The 15,440-nt window shown below is 46.7% G+C and carries 17 protein-coding genes; all 17 read left to right on the top strand.

Annotated features, from left to right (window positions below; all coding sequences use genetic code 11):
* The first annotated feature begins 86 nt into the window (after window positions 1-86).
* The 17 genes from PHS46_02165 (at window position 87) to PHS46_02245 (ending at window position 15,432) form a co-directional block, all read left to right on the top strand.
* On the top strand, window positions 87-1,502 hold the full coding sequence (locus PHS46_02165; GenBank protein MDD3905315.1) for a diguanylate cyclase: 1,416 nt from the start codon (window positions 87-89) through the stop codon (window positions 1,500-1,502).
* A gap of 14 nt (window positions 1,503-1,516) precedes the next feature.
* Entirely contained in the window at window positions 1,517-2,581 is a 1,065-nt protein-coding gene (locus PHS46_02170) for a type IV pilus twitching motility protein PilT (protein MDD3905316.1), read from the top strand.
* Between the two features lie 8 nt (window positions 2,582-2,589).
* Window positions 2,590-3,051 carry a hypothetical protein gene (locus PHS46_02175; protein ID MDD3905317.1) on the top strand — a complete coding sequence of 154 codons (462 nt, stop codon included), beginning with the start codon at window positions 2,590-2,592 and terminating at the stop codon, window positions 3,049-3,051.
* Window positions 3,035-4,771 (top strand): ATPase, T2SS/T4P/T4SS family, encoded by a 1,737-nt coding sequence (locus tag PHS46_02180; GenBank protein ID MDD3905318.1) that lies wholly within the window; start codon window positions 3,035-3,037, stop codon window positions 4,769-4,771. The genes PHS46_02175 and PHS46_02180 overlap by 17 nt, the downstream gene beginning before the upstream one ends.
* Window positions 4,772-4,808: 37 nt before the next feature.
* Window positions 4,809-6,533, top strand: a complete 1,725-nt coding sequence (locus PHS46_02185; GenBank protein MDD3905319.1) for a GspE/PulE family protein — start codon at window positions 4,809-4,811, stop codon at window positions 6,531-6,533.
* A gap of 6 nt (window positions 6,534-6,539) precedes the next feature.
* Window positions 6,540-7,751 carry a type II secretion system F family protein gene (locus tag PHS46_02190; protein MDD3905320.1) on the top strand — a complete coding sequence of 404 codons (1,212 nt, stop codon included), beginning with the start codon at window positions 6,540-6,542 and terminating at the stop codon, window positions 7,749-7,751.
* A gap of 100 nt (window positions 7,752-7,851) precedes the next feature.
* On the top strand, window positions 7,852-8,205 hold the full coding sequence (locus tag PHS46_02195; GenBank protein MDD3905321.1) for a prepilin-type N-terminal cleavage/methylation domain-containing protein: 354 nt from the start codon (window positions 7,852-7,854) through the stop codon (window positions 8,203-8,205).
* A 152-nt stretch (window positions 8,206-8,357) separates the two neighbouring features.
* On the top strand, window positions 8,358-8,714 hold the full coding sequence (locus PHS46_02200) for a prepilin-type N-terminal cleavage/methylation domain-containing protein (GenBank protein MDD3905322.1): 357 nt from the start codon (window positions 8,358-8,360) through the stop codon (window positions 8,712-8,714).
* Complete coding sequence (gene pilM, locus PHS46_02205; GenBank protein MDD3905323.1) at window positions 8,711-9,718, top strand: type IV pilus assembly protein PilM; 1,008 nt, start codon at window positions 8,711-8,713, stop codon at window positions 9,716-9,718. Before PHS46_02200 ends, pilM begins: the two co-directional genes overlap by 4 nt.
* Before the next feature lie 6 nt (window positions 9,719-9,724).
* Window positions 9,725-10,408: a PilN domain-containing protein gene (locus PHS46_02210; protein ID MDD3905324.1), complete on the top strand. Its 684-nt coding sequence runs from the start codon at window positions 9,725-9,727 to the stop codon at window positions 10,406-10,408.
* An 11-nt stretch (window positions 10,409-10,419) separates the two neighbouring features.
* Complete coding sequence (gene pilO, locus PHS46_02215; protein MDD3905325.1) at window positions 10,420-10,995, top strand: type 4a pilus biogenesis protein PilO; 576 nt, start codon at window positions 10,420-10,422, stop codon at window positions 10,993-10,995.
* Window positions 10,992-11,366, top strand: a complete 375-nt coding sequence (locus PHS46_02220; protein MDD3905326.1) for a hypothetical protein — start codon at window positions 10,992-10,994, stop codon at window positions 11,364-11,366. The genes pilO and PHS46_02220 overlap by 4 nt, the downstream gene beginning before the upstream one ends.
* The gene (locus tag PHS46_02225; GenBank protein MDD3905327.1) at window positions 11,359-12,975 is read left to right on the top strand and encodes a secretin N-terminal domain-containing protein; all 1,617 of its coding nucleotides are present in this window, start codon (window positions 11,359-11,361) and stop codon (window positions 12,973-12,975) included. Before PHS46_02220 ends, PHS46_02225 begins: the two co-directional genes overlap by 8 nt.
* An 8-nt stretch (window positions 12,976-12,983) precedes the next feature.
* Window positions 12,984-13,271 carry a TIGR03936 family radical SAM-associated protein gene (locus PHS46_02230; GenBank protein MDD3905328.1) on the top strand — a complete coding sequence of 96 codons (288 nt, stop codon included), beginning with the start codon at window positions 12,984-12,986 and terminating at the stop codon, window positions 13,269-13,271.
* Between the two features lie 2 nt (window positions 13,272-13,273).
* Entirely contained in the window at window positions 13,274-14,776 is a 1,503-nt protein-coding gene (locus PHS46_02235; GenBank protein ID MDD3905329.1) for an Rne/Rng family ribonuclease, read from the top strand.
* Window positions 14,777-14,849: 73 nt separating this feature from the next.
* Window positions 14,850-15,170 (top strand): 50S ribosomal protein L21, encoded by a 321-nt coding sequence (rplU, locus tag PHS46_02240; GenBank protein MDD3905330.1) that lies wholly within the window; start codon window positions 14,850-14,852, stop codon window positions 15,168-15,170.
* Window positions 15,171-15,174: 4 nt separating this feature from the next.
* Window positions 15,175-15,432 carry a bL27 family ribosomal protein gene (locus PHS46_02245; protein MDD3905331.1) on the top strand — a complete coding sequence of 86 codons (258 nt, stop codon included), beginning with the start codon at window positions 15,175-15,177 and terminating at the stop codon, window positions 15,430-15,432.
* The last annotated feature ends 8 nt before the right edge of the window (window positions 15,433-15,440 follow it).

A 15,440-nucleotide genomic window follows, 5' to 3' on the forward strand; every position in this document is an offset into this window, starting at 1 on the left:
ATATAGTATACTTATGAATGCCGTTAATAATACGGTCAATTTATCACTATTTTCGGATCCTAATCCAAATCATTTAAGGAGGCACGATGGGTATCTTTAAAAAGATAGCGTCTGCGAATAAGGGTCTCAGATATAAGCTGTTGCTCGCCTTCAGCCTAATGTCTATAATACCGCTACTTGCCTGCACATATATCATCTCGTTATACGTATTTCCTCAGATAGATTCGTTGGCCACTACCAGTATAGTTATATTTGTATCAATATTAATAGCCCTGCTCGGCTTATTTCTTGCCAGGAGCTTGGTCGATCCCGTCATTGATATGGCTATCGAGGCGAATATGATAGCTAACGGGCAGTACGATAGGAGCCTGCGCGCCCAAAGCGATGACGAGGTGGGAAACCTGGCCGCATCGATAAATGTTATGACGCAAAAGATAAAGACCAATCTCGACGAATTGAAGTCGTACGGCCAGAAGATGAGAGAGATCAATACGGATGTGCATAAAAAAGTCCTGGCCCTATCGAGCCTTTTGCAAATAGGCGATGTGATATCTTCGGGTTCCATAAAACTTGAGCCGATCCTTGAGATGGCGGTGGAGAAGGCGTCGCTTCTTTTCGACACAGGTTTCTGCGTTTTGTATACGGCTAAAGATAGCGAATCGGACTTTATATGCACGGTAGAATCAGGAGAGGATGCCGAGGGATTGAAGGAGATTACTATAAAAAGAAAGGCGCATGGTTTTTTGGAGAATGCGGTGACGGCCCGTTCCATTCTGGCGATCGATGCCGGTTCGAAGCAATCTAAAGATACCGAAGATTTTAAGGCGAAATACAGCATCAAGTGTTTTATCGCCATACCCATATATTCAGGAAGGAGGAACTTCGGCCTTTTGATGATAGGAAGCAGGGTTGCCGAACAGAGGTACAGGAATGAAGACGTGGAGTTGGCCAAGGTTTTTGCAAAACAGATCGTAATAGCTATCGAGAGCGATCTTCTTAATAAAAAGACCGACGAGCTGGAAATAAAAGACGAATTAACCGACCTGTATAACAAGAATTTCATACTTAGCAGGCTTGCCGAAGAGATAAAGCGGGCCATATTTTACCAGAGGCCGTGTTCATTTGTTATATTTGGTATAGATGATTTTGTCGGATTCAGGAATACGCATGGAGAGCTGGCCGCGGAAGAAGCGCTCCGGCGCGTGGCGAAGCTTATACGGGATAATATGGTGCCGATAGGCAAGGCCGCCAGAATATCGGCGGATGAATTCGCGATACTGCTTCCGGAAAAGAATAAGAAAGAGTCTTACAATATTGCCGAGGAGATACGGAAAAAAATAGAAGCATCCAATTTTGTCAAGACGGGCACCGGAACATTGACGGTAAGCGGAGGCGTTAGCGAGAATCCGTTAGACGGCGCTACGGGCGAAGAGTTATTTAAAAAGGCTGACGCTTTATTGAGAGAAGCCAAGACGTCCGGCAAAAACAGGGTGATAATGTAATGAAAGGCGAGCTTATGACCAACGATATGAATAAATATCTGAATTTGATGGTCGAAAAGAACGCGTCCGATATTCATATAGGCGCCGGCATGCCTGTGCATTTGAGGGTTGATGAAGTGCTTGTGCCCGCAGATACAAATGTGCTTACGGTTGAAGACGCCAGGAACCTTATCTATAGTCTTCTGTCGAGTGAACAGAAACAGAAATTCGAACGGGAACTGGAACTCGATATGTCTTTTGGCATCGCAGGGGTGGGGCGGTTCAGAGTGAATGTTTTTAAACAGAGAAGTTCAGTATCCGCCTCGATGCGGCTTATCCCGCATGAAGTATGGTCGTTCGAGCAATGCGGCCTGCCATCTTCGACTGTGCTGGATTTTTGCAACAGGCCAAAGGGCTTGGTGCTGGTAACTGGCGCGACGGGTAGCGGAAAGTCCACAAGCCTTGCGTCCATGGTCGATTGGATAAATAAGAACCGGGCTTGTCACATCGTTACGATGGAAGACCCGATAGAGTTTCTGTATAATAATAAGAAGGCTATAATAGACCAGCGCGAGATATACAGTGATAGTCATTCTTTCGGCGCGGCACTCAAGCACGTTTTGCGTCAGGATCCCGATGTTATATTGATAGGCGAAATGCGCGATCTTGAGACGATCGAGTCGGCGCTTATTGTAGCCGAGACCGGACATCTTGTCTTCGCGACGCTTCATACATCCGATTGTGTCCAGACGATAAACAGGATAATCGACGTATTCCCCGCCCATCAACAACAGCAGATAAGGACACAGCTGTCATTTGTCCTCCTCGGCGTGATGTCACAGCAACTCATTCCTAAGGCTTCGGGCCAGGGCCGGGTGCTGGCTACTGAGGTGCTGGTCGTTACACCGGCGATCAGAAGCCTTATCAGGGAATCAAAGGCTCATCAAATATATTCCGTCATACAAACTTCGCAGAAAGACGGGATGAAGACGATGAACCAGTCTCTTTATGAATTGTATCAAAAGAAACTTATATCGAGCGATGAGATGCTCGCTCGCAGTACGGATCCCGAAGACCTAAAAAGGATCTTTAAGAAATAAGAGGCCATATGCCGTCGATAAAACGCATAGTGTCCAAACAATTGGGTGAACTGCTACTGGAGAGAGGGATAATAAACCAGGCGCAACTCGAGAAGGCGCTCAAACTTCAGAAAGAGAAGGGCGGCCTGATAGGGCAGATCCTTGTTATGCTGGGATTCGCCAAAGAAGAGGAGATCGCCCAGGCGCTTACGGTTCAATATGGTTTTCCATATCTTCCGCTGGAATTCTACGATATCAACGCAGAGGCGATAAAGCTGATCCCCGTTAATGTGGCTATACAATATAATCTCGTTGCTATCGATAAGATAGGTGATCTGCTGACGATCGCCATGTCGAACCCGCTTAATTACCAGGCCGTCGAAGATATCGAAACGCTTACCAAATGCAAGGTCCAGGTTTTTGTCAGCACGATGACCGACATAACGAACGCGATAACGAAATGTTATAAAAAAGATGATACTCGAACTTAAAAATAAACTTACAAAGATACTTATAGATAAAGGTCTCTTGAAGCCAAGCGATCTTGAGAGGGCGCTTTCCGTCCAGAAGGAGAAGGGTGGAAGCCTGAGCGATGTATTAGTCGAACTTGGACTGGTGACCAGAGCCGATCTTATGATAGCGCTGAGTTACGGCCTGGGCATACCGCCTATCAATCTTTCGCGTTATAAGATAGACCCCGCCGTTATTAAACTTATCCCTAAAAAGATGGCCAGGAATTACAAGATATTGCCTCTATCTAAGATAGGCGATACGCTGGTGCTGGCGATAGCCGATCCTCTCAATATATTTTTCGTAGACGATATAAAAACGCTTACGGGTTTTAAAATAAGTCCGGTTATTGCCACCGAAAAGGATATAACGGAGGCACAGAGGCAATATTACGATGAAGACACCAATGTGGCCATCGAAAAACTTGTCGGAGATATGGAAGAGGCCAGGAATATAAAACTGCTGGATGAAGAGGTGGATGGTGCCGTGCAAAGCTCGTCCGAACTTTTAAAGATAACGCAGGATGCGCCTGTCGTGAAGATAACGAATATTCTTCTCGCGGAGGCGGTAAATTTAAGAGCGAGCGATGTTCTTATCGAGCCTTTACAGAAGGAGTTGAGGGTTCGTTACAGGGTGGACGGCATATTGCATGAAGGCAGGCGATCTCCTATAAAACTTCACAATGCCATAATATCGCGGTTGAAGGTAATGTCGGATCTTGACATAGCCGAGAGGCGCCTGCCTCAGGATGGCAGGTTTAAGGTTAAACTGCATGGAAGAGAGATCGATTTTAGAATATCGGTTATACCGTCAAGCATGGGTGAGAAGATAGCGTTGAGGATATTGGATAAGTCCCAGGCGACGCTCGATATAGAAAAACTGGGTTTCGATGAAAGATCTCTCGTGGAGATAAGAAAAGCGGCCGCCAGGCCTCACGGCATGATACTAATTTGCGGCCCGACGGGATGCGGTAAGACCACGACCCTGTATTCGATCATGCAACACGTGAATTCTCCGGAAAAAAATATCGTTACGGTAGAAGATCCGGTTGAATATCAAATAGAGGGAGTGAATCAGGTTACCTCTTTGCCCGAAATAGGGATGACGTTTGCCGCGGCGCTGAGATCGATCCTCAGACAGGATCCTAATATCATAATGATAGGCGAAATAAGGGATTTCGAGACCGCGGATATAGCTATAAAGGCGGCATTAACGGGGCATCTGGTTTTGAGTACCCTGCACACCACCACCGCGACCGGTTCCGTCATACGCCTTATAAATATGGGTGTTGAGCCTTTTCTGATAACCTCTTCACTTGTAATGGTCGGCGCCCAGAGACTGGTCCGGCGCATATGTCCGGTGTGCAAAGAGCCATACGAACTTGATGCGGAAGTCGCCGCACGGCTCAATATAAAACCGGATAAAGGCAAAGTGGTATTTTACAGAGGTAAGGGATGTAATAACTGTTTCAAGACGGGGTATAAAGGCAGGGTAGGTTTGATTGAGGTACTTGCTTTGACTCCGGGTATCAAAGCGCTTGTTATGGAAAATGCTCAGGAACACCGTATACGCGAAGCGGCCCGGCGCGAAGGCATGATGACGTTAAGAGAAAATGGCGTTAAGAGAGTGTTAGAGGGGCTTACCACGCTGGATGAGGTTTTGCGCGTAACTGTTGGAGATCAGGACATCCCCTCCGTATAATGGTATGGTACGATGAAATAATGTTGAGCGAGGAATAATGGCTGAATCCTTAAAAGATAAATTAGTTAAAGCGCTGATCGATGGAAAACTGGTCAAGGAAAAAGACCTTGATACGGCTCTTGCTATTCAGCGCAAATCCGGCGGCTCGCTCGGGAAAATACTTGTCGAAAACGGTTTTGTTTCAGAAAAAGAGATGATGATCGCGATGAGCCGCCAGCTGAATATGCCGCCCATTGACCTTTCCAAATACAAAATAGACAAGTCGCTTTCCGAATTGATCCCTGAAAAAGTCGCCAGGCAATATCAGCTTATTCCTATATCAAAGCTCGGCAAGGTGCTCACCGTGGCTATGTCGGATCCTCTAAACCTTTTTGCCATAGATGACCTCAAGATATTGACTAATTATAAGATAGATCTGGTTATCGCCACGGAAAACGATATCAGGGAGGCTATAAATAATTATTACGGATTGCATGCGCAGGAGATATCAAAGATATTGGAAGAGATACCGCATTATGATCTGGAAATTGCAGGAAAAGATGCGGAAGAGGATATGGATGTAAGTGACATAGCGGAACAATCTAAGAGCGCTCCGATAGTTAAGATAGTGAACCTTATTTTAAACGAGGCCATGAAGCGCCGTGCCAGCGATATACACATAGAGCCGGCTGAAAAAGCTCTGCGCATACGCTACCGGATAGACGGTAATCTCCGCGAAGTTCTTAGCCTGCCCAAGAAGAATCAAAATGCCGTAATAGCCCGTCTGAAGATAATGTCAAAACTCGATATAACGGAAACGCGACTTCCCCAAGATGGCCGTTTCAAGATAAATTTCGACGGTAAAGAGATCGATTTCCGCGTGTCGGTACTGCCGATAGCTTTTGGCGGTAAGATCGTTTTGAGGGCCCTCGACAAAGCCAATTTAAGTACCGGTATAGAAAAGCTGGGATTTTTGCCCGGGCCGATGAATACGTTTAAAACGGCGCTTAAGAGTCCTTACGGCATGATATTGGTGACCGGACCTACGGGAAGCGGTAAGTCCACGACGCTATATTCCATAATTACACAGCTTAACACTTCGGAGCGGAACATAGTGACGCTCGAAGATCCTGTCGAGTATGAGATTGAAGGTATTACTCAGATACCGGCAAGACCGGAAATAGGGCTTACATTTTCCAGCGGACTCAAATCCATTCTTCGGCAGAGCCCGGATATCGTCATGGTCGGTGAGATCAGGGATTCTGAGACGGCGGATATCGCCATAAAGGCGTCTCTGACAGGACAGCTGATCATGAGCACTCTGCACACCAACGATTCGGCCGGCGCGGTAACGCGCCTTATCGATATGGGCGTCGAACCATTCCTGGTTGCCTCGAGCCTCGTCCTGGCGTCCGCTCAGAGGTTGATGAGGAAGATATGCCCTAATTGCAAAACGGCCGTCGACATACCGGAAAGCGCGTTGAAAAGGTTCGGTTTAAGTCATGAAGACGCCGAGCGGCGCGGTGTGAAGAATTTTTATCATGGTAAGGGGTGCGCAAAATGCAATAGTACCGGCTATTACGGCAGGATAGGCATTCTGGAGGCGCTTCTTATCGACGACAAAGTACGCGACATGATAATGAAGAAAGTTTCCAGCGATGTCATAAAAGATTACGCTGTAAAGGAACTGCACATGATGACGCTCAGAGATAACGCCGTGGAAAATTTAATGAGCGGAGCCACTTCGTTCGAAGAGGTGCTACGGGTTACTTCGGAGGATTAAAGGTATATGAATTTTAAATATACAGCCAAAGACATGAACGGTAAGAATATCTCAGGCACGCTTGAAGCCCCGGACCGTTCCTCTGCGATAGGCGGGCTAAGGAAGAAGGAACTTATTATAATATCACTCTCCGAAGAAGCTTCCCATTCAATGTTCTCGATGCGTTTTGGCTCCGGGAAGAAGATAAAGATCGACGACCTTGTGATATTTTCGAGACAGCTGGCGACCATGGTGGATGCCGGTATTCCTCTTGTAGGCGCGCTCGACATACTGAGCGAACAGGTCGAGAACAAGACTTTTGCCGAAATCGTCGTCGATATCCGTAATAAAGTCGAAACGGGGTCGAGCCTTTCGGAGGCGTTGTCTGCGCATAAAAAAGTGTTTTCACAGCTTTTCGTTAACATGGTAAAAGCCGGAGAGTCGAGCGGTATGCTCGACGAGATACTCGATCGCCTTGCGCTTTATCTGGAAAAGACGAGTTCTCTTCAGCGAAAAGTAAAATCGGCGCTCGTCTATCCTGCAGTAGTGACAAGCATGGCTTTGGGCATAACACTCCTTCTTCTCTTAAAAGTCATCCCGGTCTTTAAAGGCATATTTTCGGGTTTTGGAGCCCAGCTCCCAATGCCGACCCTGGTACTTATTACGATAAGCGACGCCCTGCAAAAATATTTTATTATCTGCGCCGGAGGGGCGATAGCCATCGGGTTTTTAATATTCCGGTTTTTCAAGACCGAAAAAGGGCGGCTTATGTTCGATAGCGCATTACTGCGGCTACCGGTATTCGGCATACTATTTACCAAAGTTGCGGTAAGTAAGTTTACCAGGACTTTTTCCACCCTTGTCAAATCGGGCGTTCCAATACTGTCGTCGCTGGAAATAGTCGGGAAGACGTCCGGTAATAAGCTTGTCGAGCGCGCGATAGAAGAAGTTCGCGCTAATGTCCGCGAGGGGGAGGGCATAGCGGAGCCTCTTTCGCGATCCAAGATATTTCCCCCTATGGTTACCAGGATGGTATCCGTTGGTGAACAGACGGGGCAATTGGAGAAGATGCTGTCGAAGATAGCGGATTTTTACGATGAGCAGGTCGATGCTTCGGTAAGCGGCCTTACCAGCATGATGGAGCCCCTGATCATAGCTTTTCTGGGTATTGTTATAGGTTCGATAGTCATATGTATGTTCCTGCCTATATTCAAGATAACATCGATAGTTAGCGGGTAAATTACCCCATACCCTTGACAAACCGGCATTTATAAGGTAAACTTACATAGGTTTTTTAAAATATTCCCAATCGTGGGAGAAGGGAAGGTGAAATAATAAAATGATGATAATGTTGAGAAAGAAAGGCTTTACGCTTGTTGAAATAATGATAGTAGTCGCAATCATCGGTCTATTGGCGGCGATAGCCATTCCGAACTTTGTCAGAGCCAGGCAGAAAGCTCAGGCCGAGGCGTGCATAGCTAACCTCAGGCAGATAGAGGGGGCCACTCAGGTATGGGCTGTTGATACCGGCGCGGCTGATACCGCTACACCTACATGGAACGATCTGGTTCCGAACTATATCAGGACTCAGCCTGCGTGCCCGGCTGGCGGGAATTATACGCTTGCCACGGTTAATAACAGGCCGACATGTTCGGTTGGCAATACAGTTAGCCCCGCGCATTCTCTGTCATAATATCGGCTAAGAACGCGTGTTGTATAAGCAAAAGCTCCGCATGAAATGCGGAGCTTTTGTATTAGGCCCATCGTCTTGACAAACCCCCAATATTATGATACTTTAGTATCATTATCATGATATATGATTAATATTTAGGACTATTATTATATATGAGCGTGTTTAGAAAAAAAGGTTTTACTCTCATCGAAATAATGATCGTAGTCGCGATCATTGCTATAGCTTTGGCTATAGCAATCCCGAATTTCTTTCGCATGAGCTCCATATCGAAACAGACCGTTTGTATAAACAATCTGAAGAAGATAACGGCGGCTGTTGAGCAATGGGCAATAGATAATAATATAACATCAGGAGCCGATATTTCCACGGAGCAGGAAGACAGTATGTATGCGAACTACATACGCAATGGTAAACCAAAATGCCCCTCCGGAGGAGATTATGTGCTTAGCGCGGTAGGCTCTAACCCGCAAGTCCGATGTACCTACGAGGACGAAGGGCATAAGTTATGACGAAAACCTCGGGAGCCAGCGTAGGTATCGATATCGGCGCTTCACTCATAAAGATGCTACAGGTTTCCGGTCCGGCGGAGAAACCGATTATAACAGGTATGGGTTTTAAGGATGTTTCAGGCCTTTCGGGTGCGGAGATATCGGACTCGCTGAAATCTCTCGCATCGGAATCGCGTATATCCGCCAAAGAAGCGGTCATATCTCTTTCGGGTCCTTCGGTCATAGTCAGATTCATAACACTGCCTAAAATGAATGAATCCGCGCTAAAAGGCGCCATACGTTATGAAGCCGAAAAGTTCATTCCTTACAATATAAGCGATTGCGTTGTCGATTTTCAGACGCTTAATAAAGACGATAAAGAAAACAAATTCGGGATACTTCTTGTTGCCGCAAAAAAGGAATATGTCCAGGAAAAGATCAAGACTGTTGAAAAAGCCGGTTTTTCGGTCAGGGTGGTAGACGTCGACAGCTTTGCCGTTACCAACGCGTTTTTGCGAAACCATAAAACGATCGATCCGAATAAATCATACGCTGTATTGAATATGGGTGGCGTGCATACCAATCTCAGTATATTGAAGGGCGATATCATACACTTTGTAAGAGACGTAGCGATTGGCGGCAATGATTTTACATTTGCCATATCGCGGCGTCTTGGAGTAGATCAGAAGTCGGCCGAGGAACTAAAGTTGCGTCCGGTTAAAGAGAAGGAGCAGGAGATAGCCGAGTGTGTTAAGAACAGTTTTAACGATCTCCTGGACGAGATAAAACTCTCTTTTGGATATTATGAAAATCAGGCCGGGAAGGGCGTGGACGAAGTATACATCTCGGGTGGTTCGGCTAACATGGGCGGCTTTAAGGATGCTTTCGAAGATGCGTTGGGAGTGCAACCCATATCCTGGGATCCATTGGAGTTTATGGATGTTTCTTCGGTAGGAATAGATGCGGAAGCCCTGTCCGGAGTGAGAAGTTCTTTTGGCATAGCCGCGGGCTTATGTTTACGATAGGTTAATATGATAACGATAAATCTATTACCGGAAGAGTTGAGGGCAAAGGAGTCTTCCCTTACACAGTTTAAGATAGACTTCAAGGGCAATGCCCGGCTTTTCAAAAATGTCGCGATATCGGCCGTAGCCGTACTTATAGTGACACACATCGTCCTGTTCTTCATAGGAGCGAGAAGCTCGAGTTTATCCAGCGGCCTGGAGCGAAAGTACAGCCGCCTTTTACCGGAGAAGAAGGAGTATGAATCCCTGAAGGTGGAAGCGGATATAGCGAATGGTAAGGCAAAGGCCATAGACGAACTCCTCGCAAATCGCTTTAGCTGGGCCGGAAAACTGAACGAACTGAGCGATTGCGTACCGCAGGGCATATGGTTGACGGACCTTTCATATGACGAGAAAATGAGTCAGATAGCGGTGCAGGTTCCGGTTTCCTCAATGCGTTCCGGTGTTAAGAAAGAGATAACAAAAACCGAGACGAAAGAGGCTGTGCTTAGGTATCTCAATATTTCGGGATATGCGACCAGCATGGGAGAACAGGGGACGGCGCTTGTCGGTAAGTTTATTGCCCAAATGAAAGAGAGCGCGGCTTTCTTCGCTGATTTTAGCGAGATAAAGCTCGAGTCGATAAAAAGCGAAAAGGTTTTGGAGCAGGAAGCCATGAGCTTTAAAATAACGTGTCAATTTAAGAATTAACTGGTGGGCTTATGGGAAAATTTCAATTAGACCTGAAGAACGCAAAACAGGTGACTATCATCGCTGTGGCCGCGACCGCAGGATTTTTATATCTGTATGTCAATTTTTTACTATTGCCGCAGATATCGGGCATAGCTAAGGCGTACAAAAAATTGAATAATATTTCGAGCGAGGTCAAGGCCGCGGAACGAGATGTCTCTCAGGTTGAAGGTTTGAGAAAACAGGTGGCGGCTTCCCGCGACAGGATAGAATCTTACGAAAGGACCTTGCCGGCCGGCCAGGAGATACCAAAATTACTTTCGGATCTTTCGGACATGGCCAAGAGGTCGGGCGTTAAAATAGTAGGCATAACGCCATTACCGCCCAAAGATGATAAGGTACCAACTCAAACTATATATCAGGAGATACCGATACTTATAAGCGCTAAGTCCGGATATCATGAATTAGGCAGATTCATTTCCAACCTTGAAACTTCTGACAGATTCATGAAGGTGGCGGATATAAGCATAAAATCCAATAAGTCTGCTCCTAAAAGGCATGACGTAGAGATACTCGTTTTGACATACATACTTTTGGTGAATGGATGACGTTAAAAAAAACTATCGTATTTTCGACTTTAACGCTTGTGATGTTGCCGGCTTTTCTTATGGCGGACGGTGTGGCGTACGATCCTCATGCAAAACGGGATCCGTTTGTGCCGTTGATAGGACAGGAACGCCCTACGTCTCTGGCGCCCCTCGCTGAGGTGGCTTCTCCGGATGATATATGCCTGGAGGGCATTGCTCTCGATGCCACCGGTAACCGCATGGCTTTTATTAACGGCGATCTCGTGAAGGAAAAGTTTAAGATCGGCGAGGTTGAAGTAAAAAAGATAATGAAAAGTTCAGTCCTGCTTATGATAAGCGGACAAGAGTATACGATCAAACTGCCCGACGAAGGAGGCAAAAAGGGTGAATAGTAAAAATACCATAATATTTGTAGCGCTGTTTCTTATTTTTTCTTCCTCCGGCCAGGCTCTTACGCAGGAAAGCGATCCGATAGAAAATAAAGACCCGATTGTTTCATCGGCTCAGACAGATGTTTCCATCTCAAAGACGGATACTACCCCCGCGCAAACAGATGTTTCCGCTGTTCCGGTCGTACCGGAGAAGTCAGTTCAGGATAAGACGTTGTTACTCGATTCCGGCAACGTTACAATAAATTTTAAAGGCGCCGACATAAAGACCGTCCTGGCGTATATATCGGAGGTTTCGGGGGTGGATATAGTCCCGGCTCCGGACGTCAAAGGCGTGATAGATCTTAAGCTGACCAATAAGCCATGGAAAGTCGCGCTCGACATCATATTGCGCAATTACGGTTTTGCTTACGAACGTGAAGGTGACATAATCAGGGTTGTTACGGTAAGCCAGCTGAAACAGGAAGAACTGGCCTCCCAGGCGTTCAGTTTGAATTACAGCAAGTGCAAGGATGTTGTGGATTCGATAAAAAACATAGTAAGTGAAAAAGGCAAGGTTACATTCGATGAACGGACAAATACGGTTATAGTTACCGACATCCCGACCAATCTTTATAAAATAAGCCAGATCATATCGCGGCTTGATAAAAAGACGCAACAGGTACTGATAGATGCCAGGGTAATCGAAACCGTGCTCGGCGATGACGAAAAGATGGGTATTAACTGGGGTGTTAAGGTAAGCGCGTCCGGCGCCAAGCGCCCGATCACGTTCCCGTTCTCGCAATTTGCTCTCGCGAGCAAATGGTTGCCGCAGGTGCAGGTAACCTCCCCAACGATGTCTACATCGATTACAGGTTCATCTGTTACGGAAACGACCGATTTTCCTCACGATGCGACCGGTGTGTCGGCATTCCCGTATGCTACCACGGATGATTATACGTTCGGCACGCTCGATTTTACAGGGCTTACCGCAGTTCTGGAAATGTTGAAGGAGAGGACCAATACGGACGTGGTGTCGAACCCGAGGATTGCCACTCTGAATAATCACGAAGCGCTGATAAACGTGGGGCAGACTCTTAATATGCCTACCTACGAGAGAAATTCTTCGACAGGTAAAATGGAGATAACCGGATATACCGCGAAGGATCTCGGCATTATATTGAAGGTGACCCCGCATATAAATGATGTCGGCGAGATAGTGGTGGATCTGGAGCCGCAGATAACGGATCTATTGCGTTACGATACTCTCGATGCTACCAGTGGTGTCGTCGCGCCGGTATTCTCTACGCGTATCGCCAAGACGCAGGTTATGATAAAGAACGGACAGACGATTTTTATAGGCGGCCTTATCAAAGAGAACGATGTTAATATGAAGCATAAGCTTCCGATCATCGGAGATATTTGCGAAAATGTGCCGATATTAGGATTTATGACTTCCAAAAAAGAGATCACAAAGCAGAAGACAGAGTTGATATTCTTTATTACCGTAAATCTTATGGAGCCTGGACAGGGAATAAAAGATATACCTATCCCGAGCAATGTCTACACTCCAGCTTATACTATGATAAGACCACCCGATAGCGGTGATACAAAAAAGGGAAAGAAGAAATAAAGATAAGGATAGTATTTCAGAAGACCGCGGATATGCGTTTTATTTCGCATCTCGACCTGATACGGCTTTTCCAGAGAGCCTTCCGGAGAGCTGGCCTGCCTGTTACGATCACTAAAGGTTTTACCCCGCGCCTCAAGGTGAGCATAGTCAGGGCATTAAAGCTGGGTGTCGAAAGCGGTAATGAAGAAGCGGTTGTCTGTATGGACAAGCCTGTTGAGGCAAAAGATTTTATGGAACGTATAAATAAAGAACTGCCGGATGGAGTCAGGGTGACCGGCGCTCAAGGAGAAGGATAAGAATGCATAGGGAAATATACATAAATATAGCGCAACACGAAAAACGAGTGGCGATACTCGAGGATAAGCGCATCGAGGAGTTTTACATCGAACGGCCGGATTACGTGAACCTTGTGGGAAATATATATAAGGGCACAGTCGAGTCCGTACTACCGGGCATGGCGGCGGCTTTTGTGGATCTGGGGCTCGAGAAGAACGGATTCCTGCATGTTGCCGATGTTGTAAGCGGAGTTGCCAGTTACGAAAAACTTTTGGAAGAGGGCGCTTCCGAAGAGATGGAGAAAGTCGAAGCGAAGAAGTTTCCGTCCATAACGGAACTTTTGAAAAAAGGCGACGACGTCGTGGTGCAGGTGGTTAAGGAGCCGATAGGCACGAAAGGCGCAAGGCTCACCACTCATATAAGCATACCCGGAAGGTTTCTCGTCATGATGCCGTTCGATAATCATATAGGCTTATCGAAAAGGATTGAGTCGAGGCAGGAGCGGGACAGAATACGAAAGATAATGGAGGATCTGAAACTGCCGAAAGACATCGGCTTCATAGTCAGGACGGCGGCGCAGGGCGCAAGCGAGAAAGACTTTTCCAGGGAATCGAGATATCTCTTAAACCTCTGGCAACAGATAAAAACTAAGGTAAAACGGGTAAAGCCGCCGCAATTGATACATCAGGAGTATGACCTTATCCTGCGCGTGGCTCGTGATATATTTACGGCCGATGTGTCGAAGATGGAGATAGACTCGAAAGGCGATTTTAAAAGAATATCGCATTTTCTGCGGGTACTGGCTCCTCATCTTCGCCCGAGAGTGAAGCTTCACTCCGACAGGGTTCCGCTTTTCGAGAAATTCGACATAGAGAAGCAGGTAAGTAAAATATACGACAGGATAGTCCAGCTTAAATCAGGCGGCTATTTAATATTCGATCAGACCGAGTCGCTTGTCGCTATCGATGTCAATTCCGGGAAATTTGTTGGAAAAAAGAACCTGGAAGACACCGCTTTCAAGACCAATATCGAAGCGGCCGAAGAGATCCCGCGTCAGCTCAAACTCCGTGACCTTGGCGGCATCGTCATCATCGATTTTATCGACATGGAATTTGCCGACCACCGGCGCAATGTAGTTAAAACTCTTGAGAAGCACCTCGAAGGAGATAAAGCCAAGACCAAGATATTGAATATATCGAGTATCGGACTTGTCGAGATGACCCGGCAGAGGATGAGAAAGTCGATTGAAGGCAAGAGCTACCAGAAGTGTCCATACTGCAACGGCCGCGGCATAGTAAAGAGCGTATCGACCATCTCCCTCGAACTGATGCGAAAGCTGGAACAGGCGCTCGCGGAGTCCAGGTCGAGGGATGTATTCGTCTCCCTGCATCCCGACGTGGCTTATCACGTTGCCGCTACGGAACGTAATATGGTCAAACCCCTCGAGCGGCGATTCAGGAAGAACATCCGCGTCATCGAGGATCCCAATCTTCACTTAGAAGACATGAAGATCGAGCAGAAATAGGGTAAATGGGAATAGCTTGACGGGCGGTGGAAGGCGTGGTATAATCCCAATCTCTTAAATTCGGAGGTAAACGATGTACGCGGTAATCGAAACAGGCGGTAAGCAGTATAAGGTGGCTAAGAACGACATAATACTCGTTGAAAAACTCAAAGCCAAATCCGGCGATGATGTGAAACTTTCAAACGTTCTTTTAGCCAAAGACGGAAACTCCATCCATGTGGGCAGTCCTTACGTAAAAGGCGCGCACGTGATATGCGAGTCGCTCGGCGAGGTGCGTCTTGATAAAGTGGTGGCTTTCAAGTATAAAAAACGCAAGAGCGAGAAGAAAAAAATAGGCCACAGGCAGGCGGCCACGAAGCTGAAAGTTAAAGAGATAGCGATAGCAAAGGGATAATACAATGGCACACGTAGTTAACGGAAGAGACGGCCAGCCGAAGAACCTGGGTGTAAAGCGTTATAACGACCAGGTTGTGACGGCGGGCAGTATCATATTAAGACAACGGGGCATGCAGTTTAAGCCGGGTCGTAATGTAGGAACGGGCAGAGATCATACGCTGTTTGCCCTGGTAGCCGGCAAGGTGCGATTCACGCCGAATAAAGTTGTTACGATAATCCAGCAAACCGCAAAGTATTCTGCTACGCCGTCCACTAAATAACTTCGGTA

It is taken from the genome of Candidatus Omnitrophota bacterium, from assembly GCA_028699255.1.
Lineage (GTDB): Bacteria > Omnitrophota > Gorgyraeia > 2-01-FULL-45-10 > 2-01-FULL-45-10 > FEN-1322.

Coding starts and splice junctions, on each gene's coding strand:
- PHS46_02165 (MDD3905315.1), top strand. CDS start 87: ATGGGTATCTTTAAAAAGATAGCGTCTGCGAATAAGGGTCTCAGATAT.
- PHS46_02170 (MDD3905316.1), top strand. CDS start 1,517: ATGACCAACGATATGAATAAATATCTGAATTTGATGGTCGAAAAGAAC.
- PHS46_02175 (MDD3905317.1), top strand. CDS start 2,590: ATGCCGTCGATAAAACGCATAGTGTCCAAACAATTGGGTGAACTGCTA.
- PHS46_02180 (MDD3905318.1), top strand. CDS start 3,035: ATGATACTCGAACTTAAAAATAAACTTACAAAGATACTTATAGATAAA.
- PHS46_02185 (MDD3905319.1), top strand. CDS start 4,809: ATGGCTGAATCCTTAAAAGATAAATTAGTTAAAGCGCTGATCGATGGA.
- PHS46_02190 (MDD3905320.1), top strand. CDS start 6,540: ATGAATTTTAAATATACAGCCAAAGACATGAACGGTAAGAATATCTCA.
- PHS46_02195 (MDD3905321.1), top strand. CDS start 7,852: ATGATGATAATGTTGAGAAAGAAAGGCTTTACGCTTGTTGAAATAATG.
- PHS46_02200 (MDD3905322.1), top strand. CDS start 8,358: ATGAGCGTGTTTAGAAAAAAAGGTTTTACTCTCATCGAAATAATGATC.
- pilM (MDD3905323.1), top strand. CDS start 8,711: ATGACGAAAACCTCGGGAGCCAGCGTAGGTATCGATATCGGCGCTTCA.
- PHS46_02210 (MDD3905324.1), top strand. CDS start 9,725: ATGATAACGATAAATCTATTACCGGAAGAGTTGAGGGCAAAGGAGTCT.
- pilO (MDD3905325.1), top strand. CDS start 10,420: ATGGGAAAATTTCAATTAGACCTGAAGAACGCAAAACAGGTGACTATC.
- PHS46_02220 (MDD3905326.1), top strand. CDS start 10,992: ATGACGTTAAAAAAAACTATCGTATTTTCGACTTTAACGCTTGTGATG.
- PHS46_02235 (MDD3905329.1), top strand. CDS start 13,274: ATGCATAGGGAAATATACATAAATATAGCGCAACACGAAAAACGAGTG.
- rplU (MDD3905330.1), top strand. CDS start 14,850: ATGTACGCGGTAATCGAAACAGGCGGTAAGCAGTATAAGGTGGCTAAG.
- PHS46_02245 (MDD3905331.1), top strand. CDS start 15,175: ATGGCACACGTAGTTAACGGAAGAGACGGCCAGCCGAAGAACCTGGGT.